General features: G+C 44.0%; 17 protein-coding genes. 15 read left to right on the top strand and 2 right to left on the bottom strand.

All coding sequences use genetic code 11. From position 1 onward, the window contains the following. Positions 1–3 precede the first annotated feature (3 nt). Positions 4–873: a ribonuclease HII gene (locus tag A7325_RS02110; protein WP_264753690.1), complete on the top strand. Its 870-nt coding sequence runs from the start codon at positions 4–6 to the stop codon at positions 871–873. A gap of 182 nt (positions 874–1,055) precedes the next feature. Here A7325_RS02110 and A7325_RS02115 read toward each other — a convergent pair whose 3' ends face one another. Beyond that, positions 1,056–1,721 carry a DUF924 family protein gene (locus A7325_RS02115; protein ID WP_068404192.1) on the bottom strand — a complete coding sequence of 222 codons (666 nt, stop codon included), beginning with the start codon at positions 1,719–1,721 and terminating at the stop codon, positions 1,056–1,058. A 90-nt stretch (positions 1,722–1,811) separates the two neighbouring features. On the opposite strand from A7325_RS02115, the gene nspC reads away from it, so the two are divergent. The 3 genes from nspC (at position 1,812) to betT (ending at position 7,070) form a co-directional block, all read left to right on the top strand. Next, the gene (gene nspC, locus A7325_RS02120; protein WP_068404194.1) at positions 1,812–3,026 is read left to right on the top strand and encodes a carboxynorspermidine decarboxylase; all 1,215 of its coding nucleotides are present in this window, start codon (positions 1,812–1,814) and stop codon (positions 3,024–3,026) included. Between the two features lie 257 nt (positions 3,027–3,283). Then, positions 3,284–4,555, top strand: a complete 1,272-nt coding sequence (locus A7325_RS02125; RefSeq protein WP_068404196.1) for a saccharopine dehydrogenase family protein — start codon at positions 3,284–3,286, stop codon at positions 4,553–4,555. Positions 4,556–4,829: 274 nt separating this feature from the next. Next, positions 4,830–7,070 (top strand): choline BCCT transporter BetT, encoded by a 2,241-nt coding sequence (betT, locus tag A7325_RS02130; RefSeq protein ID WP_068404198.1) that lies wholly within the window; start codon positions 4,830–4,832, stop codon positions 7,068–7,070. An 86-nt stretch (positions 7,071–7,156) separates the two neighbouring features. On the opposite strand, the gene htpX is transcribed toward betT, so the two are convergent. After that, entirely contained in the window at positions 7,157–8,071 is a 915-nt protein-coding gene (gene htpX, locus A7325_RS02135) for a protease HtpX (RefSeq protein ID WP_068404200.1), read from the bottom strand. Positions 8,072–8,350: 279 nt separating this feature from the next. On the opposite strand from htpX, the gene A7325_RS02140 reads away from it, so the two are divergent. The 11 genes from A7325_RS02140 (at position 8,351) to lptC (ending at position 17,814) form a co-directional block, all read left to right on the top strand. Then, the gene (locus A7325_RS02140; RefSeq protein WP_068404202.1) at positions 8,351–8,812 is read left to right on the top strand and encodes a methyltransferase family protein; all 462 of its coding nucleotides are present in this window, start codon (positions 8,351–8,353) and stop codon (positions 8,810–8,812) included. A 54-nt stretch (positions 8,813–8,866) separates the two neighbouring features. Beyond that, positions 8,867–9,673, top strand: a complete 807-nt coding sequence (locus A7325_RS02145; protein WP_068404204.1) for a PhzF family phenazine biosynthesis protein — start codon at positions 8,867–8,869, stop codon at positions 9,671–9,673. A gap of 11 nt (positions 9,674–9,684) precedes the next feature. Further along, complete coding sequence (locus tag A7325_RS02150; RefSeq protein ID WP_068404238.1) at positions 9,685–10,014, top strand: YnfA family protein; 330 nt, start codon at positions 9,685–9,687, stop codon at positions 10,012–10,014. Positions 10,015–10,167: 153 nt separating this feature from the next. Continuing rightward, positions 10,168–10,803, top strand: coding sequence for a 6-pyruvoyl trahydropterin synthase family protein (locus A7325_RS02155; RefSeq protein WP_068404206.1), 636 nt, complete (start codon positions 10,168–10,170; stop codon positions 10,801–10,803). After that, positions 10,796–11,320, top strand: a complete 525-nt coding sequence (gene tsaE / locus A7325_RS02160; RefSeq protein WP_068404209.1) for a tRNA (adenosine(37)-N6)-threonylcarbamoyltransferase complex ATPase subunit type 1 TsaE — start codon at positions 10,796–10,798, stop codon at positions 11,318–11,320. The genes A7325_RS02155 and tsaE overlap by 8 nt, the downstream gene beginning before the upstream one ends. A gap of 51 nt (positions 11,321–11,371) precedes the next feature. After that, positions 11,372–13,135, top strand: a complete 1,764-nt coding sequence (gene mutL, locus A7325_RS02165) for a DNA mismatch repair endonuclease MutL (protein WP_068404211.1) — start codon at positions 11,372–11,374, stop codon at positions 13,133–13,135. 61 nt (positions 13,136–13,196) lie between these two features. Further along, positions 13,197–14,390 carry a tRNA (adenosine(37)-N6)-dimethylallyltransferase MiaA gene (miaA, locus tag A7325_RS02170; RefSeq protein WP_068404212.1) on the top strand — a complete coding sequence of 398 codons (1,194 nt, stop codon included), beginning with the start codon at positions 13,197–13,199 and terminating at the stop codon, positions 14,388–14,390. 371 nt (positions 14,391–14,761) lie between these two features. Continuing rightward, positions 14,762–15,298, top strand: coding sequence for an RNA chaperone Hfq (hfq, locus tag A7325_RS02175; RefSeq protein ID WP_068404214.1), 537 nt, complete (start codon positions 14,762–14,764; stop codon positions 15,296–15,298). Positions 15,299–15,547: 249 nt separating this feature from the next. Continuing rightward, complete coding sequence (locus tag A7325_RS02180; RefSeq protein ID WP_068404216.1) at positions 15,548–16,540, top strand: KpsF/GutQ family sugar-phosphate isomerase; 993 nt, start codon at positions 15,548–15,550, stop codon at positions 16,538–16,540. Positions 16,541–16,666: 126 nt separating this feature from the next. Beyond that, on the top strand, positions 16,667–17,233 hold the full coding sequence (locus A7325_RS02185; RefSeq protein ID WP_068404217.1) for a KdsC family phosphatase: 567 nt from the start codon (positions 16,667–16,669) through the stop codon (positions 17,231–17,233). Next, complete coding sequence (gene lptC / locus A7325_RS02190) at positions 17,230–17,814, top strand: LPS export ABC transporter periplasmic protein LptC (RefSeq protein ID WP_068404219.1); 585 nt, start codon at positions 17,230–17,232, stop codon at positions 17,812–17,814. The genes A7325_RS02185 and lptC overlap by 4 nt, the downstream gene beginning before the upstream one ends. Positions 17,815–17,927: the final 113 nt, after the last annotated feature.

The following is a 17,927-nucleotide window of genomic DNA, read 5'->3' on the forward strand; positions in this document are numbered from 1 at the left end:
ACTATGTCTTCTACAGAAAATAACCCTATAAAAAGCCCAGCTATGCCTAAGCATACCGTTCAGACTGAAAGAGTTATTGAGCAAGTTGATATTAAAGGACAATACATACAACTGGCGGCTCCCATACAGTTATCAGGGCAAATCAATATCGCAGAACTGATTGCGCAATACTCATTAAGTTTAGAAAACTTGCAACCAGCAACCTTACAAATTGGCGTGGATGAAGCAGGGCGTGGCCCGCTGCTAGGTAGCGTTACTGTCGCTGCGGCAATATTACCTGCGGCGTGGTCAGGTTTAATTGAAAATGAGCCACTAAAAAATACGCCATTGTCTATACTGACGGACTCGAAACAGCTGAGTGAAAAAAAGCGCGATATTCTTTATCCGTTGGTTCAGCAGCATGCAGTCGCGCACATCGTCGCTGATATACCGCCAGCGGTCATCGACCAAGTCAATATCTTGCAAGCAACCATGCTTGGTATGCGCTTATGTACTGAGATTTTATTGGAAGTAGTCGCTAAATACCTTGATGAAGAACAGAAAGCACGTTTTGAGATATTGATTGATGGCAATCGTTGCCCGGATTTAGATTATGTAAGCATTGCTAAATATGGTATTCAAGAGCCAGCGATTGACTGTCAAGCGTGGGTAAAAGGCGATGGCCGACATACCAGTATCGCGGCGGCCAGTATTTTAGCAAAAGTCAGCCGTGATAAGACTATGTATGCGCTTGATGCCGAACATCCTGAATATGGCATCGCCAAGCATAAAGGCTATCCAACGCGCGCCCATATGGAAGCGATTGCAGCTCATGGCGTATTAGCCGCGCATAGACGTAGCTTTGCACCGGTAAGAAAAGTGCTTGAAAGTTAATATTGCCTGACCTAAAAATGATCATTAGCTAGCAGAATGAGACTGCTTAATAAAATAGCCTAAGCAAATAAATTTAAATAAGAAAATGCTTTTAGTCATAAAAAAACCCTCTGTTTATTAAGAACAGAGGGTTTTTTTATTTAAACCTTTAACAACAGAAACCTTCAAAGTCCCAAAAATACTTAGAACGATGAGTTGGGCTGCTTTAAAAACGCTTCTTCTTCGTCAGTCGTTTCACGATCCAACGTGTCGTTACGATGTGGATAGCGTCCAAATTTATCGATAATCTCTTTATGACGCTCTTCAAACTCTAAGGTTGTTGCATCATTTAATTGCTTAAACAGCGGCAGATAGCGCTCATGAATCATGGCCGATTCAGAATGCATAAATGGCATGATAATAAATTTGCGCCACTGCGCTGGCAGCGTATCAAAATATGGTTGTCCAATGGCTTCTTGTGCCAATGCTAGCGCCATGCCATCTTGGGCAAAAGCGCACGCTTGCTCACGGCATAAATTACGCGAAAACTGATCTAACACGATAATTTCTGCCAAGCGTCCTGCTAGCGCTGTGACTGAGCTATTGCTATCAGTCGCTGCATCTGCGATACGCCACGACACGCATTCACCCTGTTTTGCTGCCTGCCAAATATCATAAAACTTGTCTTTTATCTTTTTATCAAAAGCATCATTTTGCGCAAACCAATACTGCTCATTGTCTTTATCGAACCAAAAATCCAATACCGCACGCGCATCCGCAGCAAGATGTTCTAAGCTGATGTTTTGTGGGTCTAGCTGGGATAGGTTGGCTGGGTTTTTAGCCGTAGAATAATCGGTCGAGAGTGCCATAAGATATTCTAATTATGATGAATTTAGTCTACTATAGCGCAATTATTTAGGTCTGTCATGATACCGACCGCAGCTATTAGGTAACCTCTTATGAATACAAATTTACCGTTACAAACCAGCCCTTCATCTTTGCCTGCAACGCCCTATTATCTACTTGATGAAGCGGCAATCGTTGCCAATATGCAGATTATCGCGCGTCTGTGCGAGCTATCTGGCGCCAAAGCCTTGCTCGCGCTCAAATGTTTTGCCACTTGGGGCGTGTTTGATGTCATGCAGCCTTATTTGCATGGTACAACCTCGTCTTCATTGAATGAAGTGCGGTTGGGCTATGAGACCTTTGGTAAAGGTAAAGGCGGTGATAATAAAAAAGAAACCCATGCTTATAGCGTTGCTTATAGCGCCGATGAAATCGACGAAGTATTGAGCTATGCCGATAAAATAATCTTTAATTCCATCTCGCAGCTGAATGCTTTTAAAGACCAAGCCAAAGCACAAAATATACCAGTAGGGCTACGCTTAAATCCAAAGACCAGTAATTCGTCCTTTATTATTGCTGATCCTGCGCGTCCCTTTAGCCGCTTAGGTGAGCATGATAAAGATAAGATTACCGCCGTACTTGCTGATATCACAGGCGTCATGATTCATAACAACTGTGAAAATGATAGCTTTGAAGCATTTAGCGCAAGCTTAGCCGATATCGAAAACAGGTTTGGTGAGGTGCTGGCGCAGCTTGAATGGGTGAGCTTGGGCGGTGGTATTCACTTTATCGCGCCTGATTATCCACTCGAAAAACTGGCTGATAGATTAAAAGGCTTTAGCGAGAGATACGGCGTACAAGTCTATCTTGAGCCGGGCGAAGCAAGTATTCATGGTGCTGGCTCATTAGTCACGACCGTCTTAGATACCATGCACAATGAAAAAAATCTCGCCGTCGTCGATGCCTCTATCGAAGCACATATGCTTGATTTACTGATTTATCGCGAGTCTGCTCCCATTGTGTCCATTAATGAAGAATCAATAGATATGATGCCGGTAAATAAAGATCAAAAAGAGGGCGCTGCAGACAATACTATTATTTACGGTCGTTCTTGTTTGGCAGGCGATATCTTTGGTGAGTACGCCTTACCGAGTAATTTGAAAATTGGCGATACCATTGCGTTTGGCAATGCTGCCGGTTATACCATGGTCAAGAAAAACTGGTTCAATGGTGTGGGCATGCCTGCAATCGTTATCCGCCGTTTAGATGGGTCGATAGATGTGCAGCGTGAGTTTGATTATCAAGATTATAAGGCCAGCTTGTCTTAATTTTGCTATTAATAATAAGCTGGTAAGATTTGAATAATAAAATTGCATGTCATCTTATCGATTAATTATTGCCGAAAGGTGGGTAAAAATTGTTATAATCGCCGCGGGTAAAAGCAAGTAGCCAAATACTGCTTTGCCCGACGGGTGTGTGGGTTTTCCTCGGTCTTCCTTTTTAATTCACGCATATCATTCACTCGTTTCTGTTTTGACTCGCCACCATCGATGGTATCGACAGGGACACAAAGGAGGATTGTTCATTGAACACAAATCAAACCAACCCTAGCAAAAAAGACGTGCTTATCATCGGTGCAGGCGGTGTGGCGCAAGTGGTCGCGCATAAATGTGCGATGCATAATGACGTCCTTGGCGAGATTCATATTGCCTCACGCACGCAAGATAAATGTGATGCCATCGCCCAAAGTGTCAAAGAGAAGAATAGCTTTAAGCTGCCTGCGGTATTACATACCCATCAAGTCGATGCGATGGATACGCAAGCGCTGATACAGCTGATTGAAGAGACGGGTATTCAAATCGTTATCAATGTCGGTTCGGCATTTGTCAATATGACCGTTTTAGAGGCTTGTATTGAAACAGGCTCGGCTTATATTGATACCGCCATTCATGAAGATCCGCGCAAGATTTGCGAGACGCCGCCATGGTATGACAACTATGAATGGCAGCGTAAACAGCGCTGTGCCGACAAGAACATCACGGCGATTTTGGGTGCTGGATTTGATCCTGGTGTGGTCAATGCCTATGCGCGACTTGGCTATGACATGATGGATGCAGGTTCGGTGACGGATATCGATATTATCGATATCAACGCTGGCAGCCACGGTAAGTATTTTGCCACCAACTTTGACCCTGAGATTAATTTCCGTGAGTTCACCGGTACGGTTTATTCTTGGCAAGACAGTAAGTGGCAGTCGAATAAGATGTTTGAAGTCAAACGTACCGATGATTTGCCAGTCGTTGGCGAGCAAAACAGTTACCTAAGTGGTCATGACGAGATTCATTCTTTATCGGCTAACCTAGATGTGCCAAATATTCGCTTTTGGATGGGCTTTGGTGAGCATTATATTAATGTGTTTACTGTGCTCCAAAACCTAGGTCTATTGTCTGAGCAGCCGGTGATGACTGCTGAAGGGCAAGAAGTGATTCCGCTTAAGGTGGTGAAAGCCGTACTGCCGGATCCAAGTTCGCTTGCGCCAAATTATACGGGCAAAACCTGCATCGGCGACAAGGTTAAAGGCAAAATTAACGGCGTTGATAGCGAGGTATTTATCTACAATATCTCCGATCATAAAGACGCTTATAACGAAGTCGGTAGCCAAGGCATCTCTTATACTGCAGGCGTGCCACCCGTTGCTGCTGCAATGTTGGTCGCGACGGGCGAGTGGGATGCGGGCAAAATGGTCAACGTTGAAGAACTTGATGCAAAGCCATTTATCAACTTGCTAAATGAGATTGGTTTGCCAACGCGTATCCAAGACGCCAACGGTGATAGAGCGCTTGAGTTTGATATGTAATATATCTTAAGCCATAAAAAAGCCCGTCTAATTTCTCGATAAGAGCGTTAGGTGGGCTTTTTTTATGCAACAAACTTTATAGTGAATGAAAGTGCCCTTTTTCATTACTTTAGCTTTAAATAGTTTCATACGTATGATTTTCTCTCACGATGCTTTACTACTGACGCTAAGCCTATATCATCATTGGATAAACACATTCAGCATAATGACATTAAACTAGGGGTAGAATATAGTGAACCTAATACGGACAGTCATATAAAAATAAGGAATATAAATGAGCGACAAACCGAATGACGATGGCTTAAGGGAGGCTGACGAGTCAAATAATCCATCAGTAAATGAGCCTAGCGAAAGCTCGCGCCCGCCGTTTGAGCGCAGGCAGTTTGGCGGTACAGAACGCCAATCAAAACCGTTTGATGAAGATGTGCCAATCTCCCGCAGCGATCTGAAAAAAGGAGCACAGGAGCTGTCAGAAAACAGTGTGGCTCATATTAATTGGAGCGTACTGATTGTCTCATCAGTTGTGATTGTGGCGTTTTCGATATGGGCAATTTTGATGCCTATCAATGCCAGTACAACGATGAAAACAGTCGTTGATTGGATTGCGACCAATCTTGGCTGGTATTACGTGATTACCATGGTGATGGTCATCGGTTTTGTGCTGTGGGTAGCACTGTCTAAAGCAGGTAGCATACGCCTTGGGCCTGATGATTCGCGGCCACAGTATAAACTGGGAACGTGGGCAGCGATGTTATTTGCCGCTGGGGTAGGCATTGACATGCTGTTTTTTTCAGTCACTGGCCCCGTCGTACAGTATTTGACCCCGCCGTCTGGTGAAGGAGCAAGTGCTGCTGCTATGCAAGACGCTGTGGTTTGGACAATGTTCCATTACGGCATTGCCGGCTGGTCTATTTATGCACTGCTTGGTATGGCAATGGGTTATTTTGCCTACCGTTGGGGCATGCCTTTATCCATTCGGGCGGCGCTTTATCCGCTGCTCGGTAAGCGGGTAAAAGGTCCTATCGGCCATGGTATTAGTATTCTTGCCTTGGTCGGCACAGTGTTCGGCGTGGCGACGACCATGGGTATCGGCGTGGTACTCTTAAACGTTGGTTTCTCAAAGTTATTTGGTTTTGAAGAAGGCTTAACGTTACAGATTGCCCTCGTGGTTGGTGCGGTTGTTTTGACCATTTTGGCCACCACTTCGGGGGTTGATCGCGGTATCCGCTGGATCTCCGAGCTCAATCTATGGAGCGCGGTGGCAATGATGGCGTTTATCCTAATCGCTGGCGAGACGGCGTTTTTGTTAAATGCCTTAGTTGAAAATTTGGGTCAGTTCTTTGTCACGCTACCTGCTCGGATGTTTAAAACCTTTGCCTATGTTCCCGGTAGTAGCGATTGGATGGGCAGTTGGACGCTATTCTTTTGGGCGTTTTGGCTCGCATGGGGGCCGTTTGTTGGGGTGTTTTTAGCGCGTATTTCGCGTGGACGCACATTACGTGAGTTTGTCATTGCCGCGATTACAGTGCCGGTATTATGTGACTTTATCATCGTTTCTTTCTTTGGTAATTCCGCCCTTTATGAGGTATTACAAGGAAATACCGCTTTTGCCGAGCTTGCGGTTCAAAGCCCAGAGCGCGGATGGTACGCGCTACTTGAGTTGTTTCCGGGGGCGACTATTTTGATAGCGTTAGCGACGCTTTCAGGATTGCTGTTTTATATCACCAGTGCTAACTCAGGGGCGATGGTGATGTCGAACTTTTCAACCTCTATCCCTGATCCAAGCGAAGATGGCCCAAAGTGGCTACGTATTTTTTGGGCGGTGTTGACGGCAGTATTGACCATCTCTATGTTGATTGCAGGCGGCGTCATTACCATGGAATATGCCACGCTTATCTTTGCTCTTCCTGTGACGATTATTGTTTATCTGGTGATGTTCTCTTTTTCTAAAGCGTTAAAAATAGAACGGGCTGAGCGCGAAGGTACGGTGCTGCGTCGTCCTTCTGTTACGCCAAGTGGCGGGCATATACCGGAGCGTTCTTGGAAGCAGCGCTTGGGACAAATGCTGGCTTATCCGAGCAAACGAGAAACAGAGCAATTTCTTGAGCGTGTCGTTCGTCCGGCGCTAAACGATGTCGCCAATGAGTTTGAGCGCCAAGGTTATAAGATTGATCGTGATAATATTCCTCATATAGCGGGCGATATTGATGTTGGTGGGCCATTATTAAAGGTATCTACTGACGCGCAAAACGACTTTTACTATCAAGTGTCTATGGTCGAGACGCCGTCACCGACCTTTAGTGGCAAGATGTCACCAGTTAGCGATGTTTATTATCGTTTAGAAGTAACGACGCAAACCGGCTCCGGCGGTTATGATTTGATGGGCTTGACCAAGCAGCAAGTGATTGATGATGTGCTTGAACAATATGAAGCGTATCTGACTTTTATTACCAGTCCGCCAGCGACAGATGTGAACACAGCCACCGCGGCAGTAGGAATTACAGGTAAAGGTTGATTGTTTATAACGGTCAAACGATGCAGATAATAGCGGCGCTGTTCTAGCCATCCGCTATCATCTGTCATGTATGTTAGGGCTGCGGCTTAAGCCTTGCTAGGATTATACTTTCTCAACGCCGCGATACGTTCATCAAGCGTTGGATGTGAGCGGAAAAGGTTAGCGATACTAAAGCCCGTAGACTGCCCAGACGAGATTGCAAACGCTTTCATGCTCTCAGGCATCTGGTCTGGACGCTGCTCAGAAGGACGCAAGGCATCCAGTGCGCTAATCATTTTTTCACGGCTGGCAAGCTTTGCCCCCATCTCATCAGCACGGAATTCACGTAGGCGCGAGAACCACATGACGATGGCAGACGCCAAAAAACCCAGCAAAATATCCATCACGATACTGGTGATGAAATAACCGATACCCGGGCCGTCCCCTTCATTTTTAAAGACAGTACGGTCGACGAAGCTACCAATAATACGCGCAAAGAACATGACAAAGGCGTTTACCACCCCTTGAATGAGCGCAAGGGTCACCATATCGCCATTGGCCACATGACCAATCTCATGCGCGAGCACCGCTTCTATTTCATCGGGTGTCATGCTTTGTAGTAGCCCTGAGGAGACCGCGACCAATGCTTGGTTTTTGTTCCAACCGGTTGCAAAGGCGTTTGGCTGAGAATTATTAAAAATTCCTACTTCCGGCATACCAATATTTACCACCTGTGCGTGTTTGGCGACAGTATCAACCAGCCATTTTTCCGTAGCATTTCTTGGCGTTTCAATGACTACTGTGCCCGTTGATTTTTTTGCCATCCATTTTGAGATAAACAGCGAGACCATCGAACCAACCATGCCATATATACCGCACATAATGGCAAGGCTAGTATAATTTAGCCCGCCTGCGCCATGGACGCCGCCAATCCCAAAAAATCTGGATAAAATACCAAACACGATGCTAAAAACCACAATCACCGCTAAGTTGGTTAATAAGAACAATCCGATACGCATCATGACGCTAACTTCCTCATTTAAGTTCAACTACATCTTAGAAACAACACCTTCACTAGAGTAAAGGGTAAAAATGAAACAAATGGCAATTATAACCTTCTATGGATAATAAAGCCGCTCATTCTAATATCAATCGTCACTTAAAACTTGTAGAGTAGGGACAACAGCGGCGTAAAGTGTTTAACTAATGAAGAATAAAAGGCGAAAAGCTAAATAAACACTGAATACTATAATAAGTAATTAAGCGCTCATTTATTATTTAATTCTATATAAGGTCTCATTATGAAATCTCTAGAACTAAAAGTACCGCCAGTCGCGCAAGTTATCGTTACTGCAGCGACCATGGCTGGTGTCTCTAAAGTCGCACCTGCTTTGAAATTTTCTTTGAAAGGTTCTGCGGCATTGGCAATGGGTTTGGGCACCATAGGAGTGGGTAGCGCCATTTTAGGTGTTACTCAATTTAAAAAAGCGCAGACCACACCCAATCCGCAAGCGCTTGAAAAAGTTTCAAGCTTAGTGACTAGTGGTGTGTATCAATATAGCCGAAATCCGATGTATGTGGGTTTAGTGCTTATATTATTTAGCTGGGCATTATATCTGTCGCACTTTCTTGCCTTTGTGTTGTTGCCTCTATTTATACTTCATATGACCCGTTTTCAAATCCAACCAGAAGAGCGGATGTTGGCACAGAAATTTGGCAAGGCTTATCAGGTTTATAAGGCAAAAGTCAGACGTTGGGTATAAACAGCGGGATAAAAAATAGCCAAAATTAATGTTAATAAAAAAGAAGAGCATAATATGCAACTAGAAATTAATGTCGTCGACGCTTTTACGGATACCGTTTTTAAAGGCAATTCAGCAGCCGTTATTATCACAGATAACTGGCTTTCTGATAAGTTAATGCAGTCTATTGCTTTTGAAAATAATTTATCGGAGACAGCTTTTATTGTATGTGATGATGACGGTATTTATCATATTCGCTGGTTTTCTCCTTTGACTGAGATTGCGTTTTGCGGGCACGCAACCTTAGCGTCAGCCTTTGTGCTATTTAACAAAAGCCCTGATGTAGAAACCATTAGGTTTTACGCCAAAGCCGTTGGTGTTTTGACCATCGTACAAACAGACGATGGCAAAATACAAATGGATGTTCCAAACACTAAGCCTGAAAAGGCTAAAGATATTCCCGATAGCTTGTTGGCAGGATTGTCTGTTGCACCAGTCGAAGTTTATAAAAACACCCAAGCCTATTTTGTGATTTATAATGCTGAAGCCGATGTCTTAAACGTAACGCGCGATAACGAGCAGTTAAAACAACTCGCCCCATTAAACGTGGTGGTCACCTGTCAAGCCACCTCCGCTGATTATAAAGATTACGATTTTATTTCACGTTATTTTTGGCCTGCCAATGGTGGCGATGAAGACCCAGTGACGGGTTCGGTTCATACGGGGCTCGCACCACTGTGGGCAGAGCGTTTGGGTAAAGATGAATTAATAGCTTATCAAGCATCAAAACGAGGCGGTATTTTAAACTGCGTCGTCGTAGGCGATAGGGTGCTAATTTCTGGCAATGCTGTGCAATATATGACAGGATTTATCACGGTTTAGGAGTGGTTGGTTTGACTGAATTAAAAACCGTTGGACTGTTTGCGCTGACCGCACTGGCTGAAATTATCGGTTGTTATTTGCCTTATTTATGGCTGCGGGAAGGTAAGACGATTTGGCTGCTGGTTCCAGGTGCACTAAGCTTGGTCGCTTTTGTTTGGCTGCTGTCCTTACATCCCACCGCCGCTGGTCGAGTGTATGCCGCTTACGGCGGTGTCTATATTTCGATGGCTATTATTTGGCTGTGGACGGTGAACGGCATCAGACCAACCACGTGGGATATATTGGGTTCTATCGTCGCGCTCTTAGGCATGGCAATTATTATGTTTGCACCACGTCATTAGTGAATGGATTTTGCCAATATTGCTATTAGTAAGTGACTACTTACGCAGTCATTACGATTTGCTATAATGAGCCGCACGCCGATGTGTCGTCGCGGCAAACCCTTATAATATTCATGTTTAACACAGTAAAGCTTACTGTTTTGGTCAATTATTATGCGTATTCGTAAACTGTTCAAATTTGAAAATGCGCATATCGTGCGTAATTGTAGCTCTGAGCGCTGCAAACATTCTATTCATGGTCATAGCTATCAGATCGAGCTGATTCTTGAAGCTAAGCGATTAGACCATGGGCAAATGGTGTATGATTTTGGTCTATTAAAATCGTCTATTAAAGACATTATTGATAGCTTTGATCATGCGATTTGTTTTTGGAATAAAGACGACCCTGAATATATCGCCGCCTGTAAAAAATTCAGCGCGCGCTGGATCAGTTTGCCGGTATCGCCGTCAGCAGAGCAGTTCTCACGCGTTATCTTCTTTTGGGCACAAGAAATTCTCAAACAAACCCAAATGCAAAACGGTGAATCTGATGTCAGCGTTTACTCGGTGATTGCCCACGAAACCGCAACCGGTTACGCACAGTGCTTTGCGGACGATGTGGCAAACGCGCAAATGGGTGAGCTTCATCTAGAAGACTTTGAATTTAGTGAGCAAGTGAAGGCAGAATGGCATGACCCCGAGCTATATGCCAAATTGATTCGCGGTGAAAGCTTTATCAATCCAGCCGTGACTATGCAAGTACAGCCGCAAGTACAGACGCAAGTAAGGGAAGGTAAGTTTGATGCCTAATAATATAAAACAAGACCAACATGTGAAAACCTTGACGCTGCATTCTGAAGCAGATACCCAGCGCTTGGCGGTGCAATTGGCAGCGTTGCCCTTATCGGGTAGTGTTTGGCTGTCGGGTGATCTAGGCGCTGGTAAAACCACCTTGACGCGTTATTGGTTGCAGGCTCTCGGCCATACAGGTGCGGTCAAAAGCCCAACTTATACCTTGGTCGAGCCTTATAGTATTGAGCAAAAAGATGGTTCAATTAAACCTGTTTATCATGCAGATTTATACCGTCTGCAAGACCCAGAAGAGCTATCCTTTATTGGTTTCGATGAATATTTGGATGAAGCAAATGCCTTAGTTATTATTGAATGGGCCAGCCGTGCGGACAGCTATTTACCACCGCCGAGTTTGTTTATTGATATGACGCAAGCCGATCGCGATGATAATGATAAAGAAGCGCGTCAGGTTGAGCTGAGACTATCGAAGGCGGGTCAAGCGCAAGGCTTAGATTTGTCTTCTCTTAACCTTTAGGTTAAACCGCATCACAGCCTCTGAGGTTTTATAAAAGTATGACGCTCACTAATGCCAGATAATCCCTCCAATAGCCGCATCAAAAAACTATCGCCGCTGCTTATCAATCAATTGGCAGCGGGCGAGGTGGTGACGCGTCCTGCCGCTGTGGTCAAAGAGCTGCTTGAAAACGCGATAGACGCTGGCGCGAGCAATATTGAGATACGTATTACCCAAGGCGGCATGGGTATGATTGAAGTGCTGGATAACGGCACGGGTATTCATCCTGATGATATGGTCATGGCCATTACTCGCCATGCAACCAGTAAAGTGGCCGATGTGGCTAATTTGCATGGTATTACCACACTGGGATTTCGCGGTGAAGCGTTAGCAGCGACTGCGGCAGTTTCTCGTTTGACTTTAACCAGTAGTCATGACGACAGTGGGATTGGTCGCCAGTTGCAAGTTGCCGGTGTATTGGACGAGGTGCCAAAATTGTTGCCAGTTGTGCATCAACGCGGCACGACTATCACGGTTAAAGATTTATATTTTAATGTGCCCGCACGCCGCGGCAACTTAAAATCTATTGCGACCGAGTTCGGTCATATCGAAACCATTGTCCGCGAAGTGGCTTTGGCGCGTGCAGATGTGGCGCTAACCTTGTTTCATGACAATAAAAAGCGGTTATCGCTGTCTTCAAGAGCAATGTCTGCAAATGATAACGATAATACCAATAGCAGCAATAATAACGCTCATCGTCTGCCTTTATCACGTCTTGAGCAAGCGACTGGGTTGACATTAACGGACAACGCCTTAGAAATATCCATCGACCTTACCAGTTTGATGCAATTGCCTAAAGACTATGTGAATAATAACTTTGCTGGTCAAGTGAGCATTAACGGTTGGTTATGGCTTAGCAATGACTCTCAAAGTACTTTTCCAAAATTAATTTATGTGAATGGACGATTGGTAAAAGAAGCGTTGATTAGCAATCAGCTGCGTCAACTTGCCCAAAGTGCGCAGTTATCAGGTATTGGCTACGCGCTGTATTTTGATTTACCAACTGATTGGCTCAATATCAATGTCCATCCGTCCAAACAGCGTATCAAAATCAGCCCGCTAAATAACATCATGGCGCATCTTAGTCATGCGATTCAAGCAAAGCTTAAAACGGTTGCTACCAAACAGAACATCAATCAGACCATCAATTCCGCTGATGAAAGTAGTCAGGTATTAGATAATCATCTATCTATCAATAACGCCTTTGCTACTGTAAGGCAACAGACGTCATCAGCCATTTATTCAGCGAAAAGTCAGCAAGTACAAGCGCCCAAACAGCCATATCAGTTGTCAGAAAATACCGATAATGCGCAATCATCAGAACAGGCTACTTTTACTGAAAATATAAATCCGGGTAGCACATTAATAAGCACGGCCAATACGTCACAAAATCTATCGATAAAAAATGCTCCTTTACCATATTGTTTGGAGGTTATTTTAAATACGAGTCATAATTTAGATGCAATTAAAAATGTCAGTGATAAAACGCTACCGTGGTTGCTGTTTTATAGTTGCAGCCAATTTTTTCTGATTGGCGCTGAAATATGGCAGGCGCAATTAAGCTTATTGTTTGAGTCGGATATATTTAGAGAGCAGGTTTCATTTAATGATGCGAATGCTGTCAATCAGCAGCTTACTGACTTAGCCACAAAAATGCCTACAGAAGATTTATGGGCATTTAACGCAGATATCGAAGACTTACTTGCTAAACATGCTTTTAAGTCTATAAATAACCAGCTTTTAATTGCGTTGATGCTATCATCTACAGCCATTTAGATGTCCATTGATTAGATTGAGGACACGTTTTAGTAGTCCTATAAAAAATAAAGGTAATCCTATGCAAATCTCGTCTGCTAGCTCATCTTATCGCCTCAATCCCAATTTGGCATATAATAGCGTGGTGTGCTTGATGGCACCGACGGCGAGTGGCAAGACAGCTCTAGCGTATGAGCTATACGATACTGGGCGTTATGAGCTGATTTCGGTCGATTCAGCATTGATATATCGTGATATGAATATCGGTACAGCCAAACCAACCGCTGCAGAGTTGGCACGCTATCCGCATCATTTGGTTGATATCATTGACCCGATGCAAAGTTATAGCGTCGCTGAATTCGTTAATGATGTTGCTCGTTTAATTGATAGCTGTCATAAGAAAGGTAAAATACCTTTGCTCGTTGGCGGTACTATGATGTATTACATGGCGCTTATTGATGGGCTATCGCCCGTGCCTGACAGTGATGATGACGTGCGCGCGCGTGTGGAGCAGTGGCGGCAAGACGAAGGTATTGGTGCACTATATGATTATCTAGGAAAAATAGATCCGATAAGCCACGAGCGTCTTAATGCGACCGATACTCAGCGTATCACGCGCGCGGTTGAAGTTTATCTGCAAACCAATATACCCATCAGTGACTGGCAGCAAAAGCCCAAACAAGCCTTGGCGCATAATCCCAATCAGCAATGGCATGCGCTGGCGGTGATGCCAGAACGTTCATGGCTACATCAGCGTATCGAGCAACGTTTGGATATAATGTGGCATGATGGGCTAGTGGCGGAAGTGATCGGATTGCTTGAGCAGTACCCTTTGACACCAAACTTACCCTCTATGCGCTGCGTCGGTTATCGCCAAGTGTTAGAATACCTAGTCCATATTAAGCATCCAATATTTAAACAGCCGCACTTGGATAAAGCGCAATTTTATGAGGCCTTTTCAGAAGTAGAAGCGGCGAGTGCAAGTAAACGACCACAAGACACCACTACTCAAGCGCTCGATCAGCCATTGACGCTCAGCGCTCAAACCGAGGCACTTGCTTGTCAGCAAATGCAAAATAAGGCATTATATGCGACCAGACAGTTGGCGAAGCGTCAATATACTTGGCTGCGCAAACTTACTCAGTTGCCCAATTTGCCTGATAATGCGGCAAATATTGCAATAAAGCTAAATGAAAACGATGACAAGCTTATGCGCGGTGATATCAAAATAAAAACGTTTGCTACTATGACCCAAGTAAGAGAGTATTTATATTAAAACCAAATCATATAAAGCGCGTTAATTAGCCCCGTAAAAATAATGACAATTAGTTTCAAAATAAAGGTTGGATAACTGCTATAATTTAAATCATAGTAAAATAGTGTGAATTATATCGGTATCATTGCTTTTTTAACGGTCGTTAATTAACTTTTGTTGGTAGGAAGTCTTAAAAAATAAGCGGTTACTTAATTATTTACAATAATAACGTATTCACGGTAAAGTGAAATTATTTAACAAGAATTAGTGCTTATTTAGATACGTTTTATAAATAAAACTTATTATTGTATCTGCCCTTAGCCATTATAATTAAAGAAATACTTATAATAATTGGCACTAAAAATAATTATATAATATTTAGGAGAGATGTCATGTCAAAAGGACAAACTTTACAAGACCCGTTTTTGAACTCGTTGCGCAAAGATCGCATTCCTGTTTCTATTTTTTTAGTTAATGGTATTAAGCTGCAAGGTCAAATTGAATCATTTGATCAATATGTGGTGTTGTTAAAAAATACAGTGAGTCAAATGGTTTATAAACATGCCATTTCCACAGTTGTGCCAGCTCGTAATCCTAGAAGCAGCACGACGACTGGCACGGGTACGCAAACCTCAACGGGCGCACCTGCTGGTTACCAAGGTGGTATGAGTAGTGGGTTTGAGCGTGGTAGTAACCTTGCTGGTAGTGGCGGTTTTGAAGAGCGCGGCTTTGCCAATCGTAGTGGCTTTAATCGTGGCGGTTTTGGTCAAGGTCAAGATCGTGGGTTTGAGCGAGGTAGCTTTGGACAAGGTCAAGAGCGCGGCTTTGAGCGCGGCGGCTTTGGTCAAGATCGTGGCTTTGACAATTCTTCAGACAATGCTATGTTTGAAAACAAATCAAACGATGATATAGACGATAGCAATCAATAAACAACGCTATCTGGTGTGTATTTGATTGAAAGTATGTTATTAAAATGTTGTATAGCTGATTAAGACCTACTATTAATTATAGTGGGTTTTTTTTGTATAAATAGACGTATAATCATGGCTGAGCAAGCGACTATTTACCCTACTTAGTAAGTAGGCAATGATGAAAGCGACGTCTTGCCCTATATTATTAATATCAGCCATAGTATAGTAAAATGTTTCATTGATTCACCGAAAATATAGAGCTAACGTATGAGTAATCCGCACCGCAACCTGACCCATCAACAATTTATTAGCACTGCTATCGAAGCAATTCATACGGAGATGGCGGCGCTAGCATTGTTAACGGAACAAATCGATGATAGATTTGCTCAAGCCTGCGATATTATCCTAGCCTGCAAAGGACGTGTTGTCGTGACCGGGATGGGCAAATCGGGTCTGATTGGTCGTAAAATAGCGGCGACTTTTGCTTCTACGGGCACGCCAGCGTTTTTCATGCATCCTGGGGAAGCGGGGCATGGCGATTTGGGGATGTTGGTACAGGGCGATGTCCTACTGGCTATCTCAAACTCGGGCGAGTCAGATGAAATTAGAATGCTGCTGCCCGTGGTTAAGCGTCTAAATATTCCCCTGATTAGTATTAGCCGAGACAAACGCGGTATGCTACCACGAGCGGCGGATATCATTTTGACGCTAGGTAAATCACAAGAAGCTTGCCCGCTCAACCTTGCCCCGACTTCTAGTACCACAGCGACCTTGGCATTGGGCGATGCATTGGCTGTGGCTTTGGTACATGCGCGTAATTTTACTTCAGAAGACTTTGCCTTATCGCATCCTGCAGGCGCCTTAGGACGCCAGCTGCTGACGCGGGTCGAAGATTTAATGCATACCAATTCAGAAAATTTACCGCTTATTAATCAACAAGCACCGTTACAAGACGCTTTATTTACCATGTCTTCTGGGCGTTTAGGAATGACAGTGGTAACTGATGACGAACAAAAAGTCGTCGGCGTATTTACCGATGGTGATTTGCGCCGCGGCTTAGAAAAAGGCATTGATTTGCAAACCCCGATGCGTGAGCTGATGGTCAGCAATCCACGCCGCGTCAGTAAAGATATGCGCGCTTCCGATGCTTTAAGTGTGATGAATGAAAATGGCATTAGCCAGCTGCTGATTATCGATGAGGAACAGCGTTTGGAGGCCATTATTACGGTACATGACTTATTACAAGCCGGTGTTAAGTAGCCCTATTTTAATAAACAATGTATTAATAATGGGCACAATTAAGAAGTAACATATTAAAAAAGCCTTAATAAAAGAGTATTTAATAAGAATACGTCTCATAATAAAATCATTAATAAGAGAAAATTGATGCAAGACTTAATAAAAAAGGCCGGACAAGTAAAGTTATTGGTCATGGATGTTGATGGTATCTTGTCAAACGGTCAAATTATTTATGATGCCAACGGTACTGAAACCAAAGCCTTTTCGGTACAGGACGGTGTCGGCGTCAAATCGTTGGCGCGCTATGGTATTTTGACCGCTATTATTACTGGTCGTAGCAGTCCTATGGTAGACAAGCGTGCTGCTGAAATGGGTGTCAATTATATCGTCCAAGGTCGTGATGATAAGCTGATTGCATTGAATGAGCTATTAGCGACGCTTGATGCTGAGCTTAATATTACCGCTGCTGAATGTGCTTATATGGGCGATGATTTACCAGATATTAAAGCGATGCAAACGGTAGGCTTTGCGGCCACTGTCCCAAATGCCCATCAAGAGGTGATAAAGCGCAGTGATATGGTGACCACCCGCGCAGGTGGTACCGGCGCAGTACGGGAAATATGTGATCTTATTTTAAAAGGTCATGGTCACTATCAAGATTTTATCGCGCACTATACGCTTGATGCAGCGAAACCTGAGGATAACTTATCGTGAATACTCGTGTTTTAATCGTTCTGGCATTAATTATTGCTGTGATTGCTGGCTGGTTCTTTAAGCAGCAAGGGGAGATTACGCCGCCCGTTAGTATGGAACCGACGGATGTGGATTATGAAGCCACTGACATTAAGGCGGTACAGACTAATGAAAAAGGTGAGACCGAGTACGAGCTGAGTGCAGAATCCTTGACCCATAATCCTGTGACCAATAAAGATGAGATGAAAGGCATCACCATGAATTGGGAGCCATCAGACGAGCAGCGTTACCGTGTTGAAGCGGGCAGCGCCGCCATCAGTCAACAGACAGGTGAGATGAGCTTATCAGGTGGTTTTACTTTAGTTAGCGAAGGCAAAGCGGGCGAGTCTGATATTGAGCCGATTAAAGTCATGGGCACTACCTTAAAAGGCAATACCAAAACAGGTCAAGTCTATAGTGATGCGCCAGTAAAAGTTGAACAAGGGATGAACCGCTTTGAGGCGTCAAGCATGAAAGCCAACCTTGAAACTGGGGACTATGAATTTGGTCAAGTCGCGGTTGCATTTACGCCCGCGAAACGCCAAGATAAAGCTTTATTTTAACAGCAGCACCTAGCAGGAAGTTTGCAAACGCCACTACCCATAATGATACGAGTAACTTTTATGAAATCTACTTTTTTGCCTACTTTACGCTTGCTATCGACACGCTCTATCCA

It is taken from the genome of Psychrobacter sp. SHUES1, assembly GCF_001652315.1.
Taxonomy (GTDB): domain Bacteria; phylum Pseudomonadota; class Gammaproteobacteria; order Pseudomonadales; family Moraxellaceae; genus Psychrobacter; species Psychrobacter faecalis.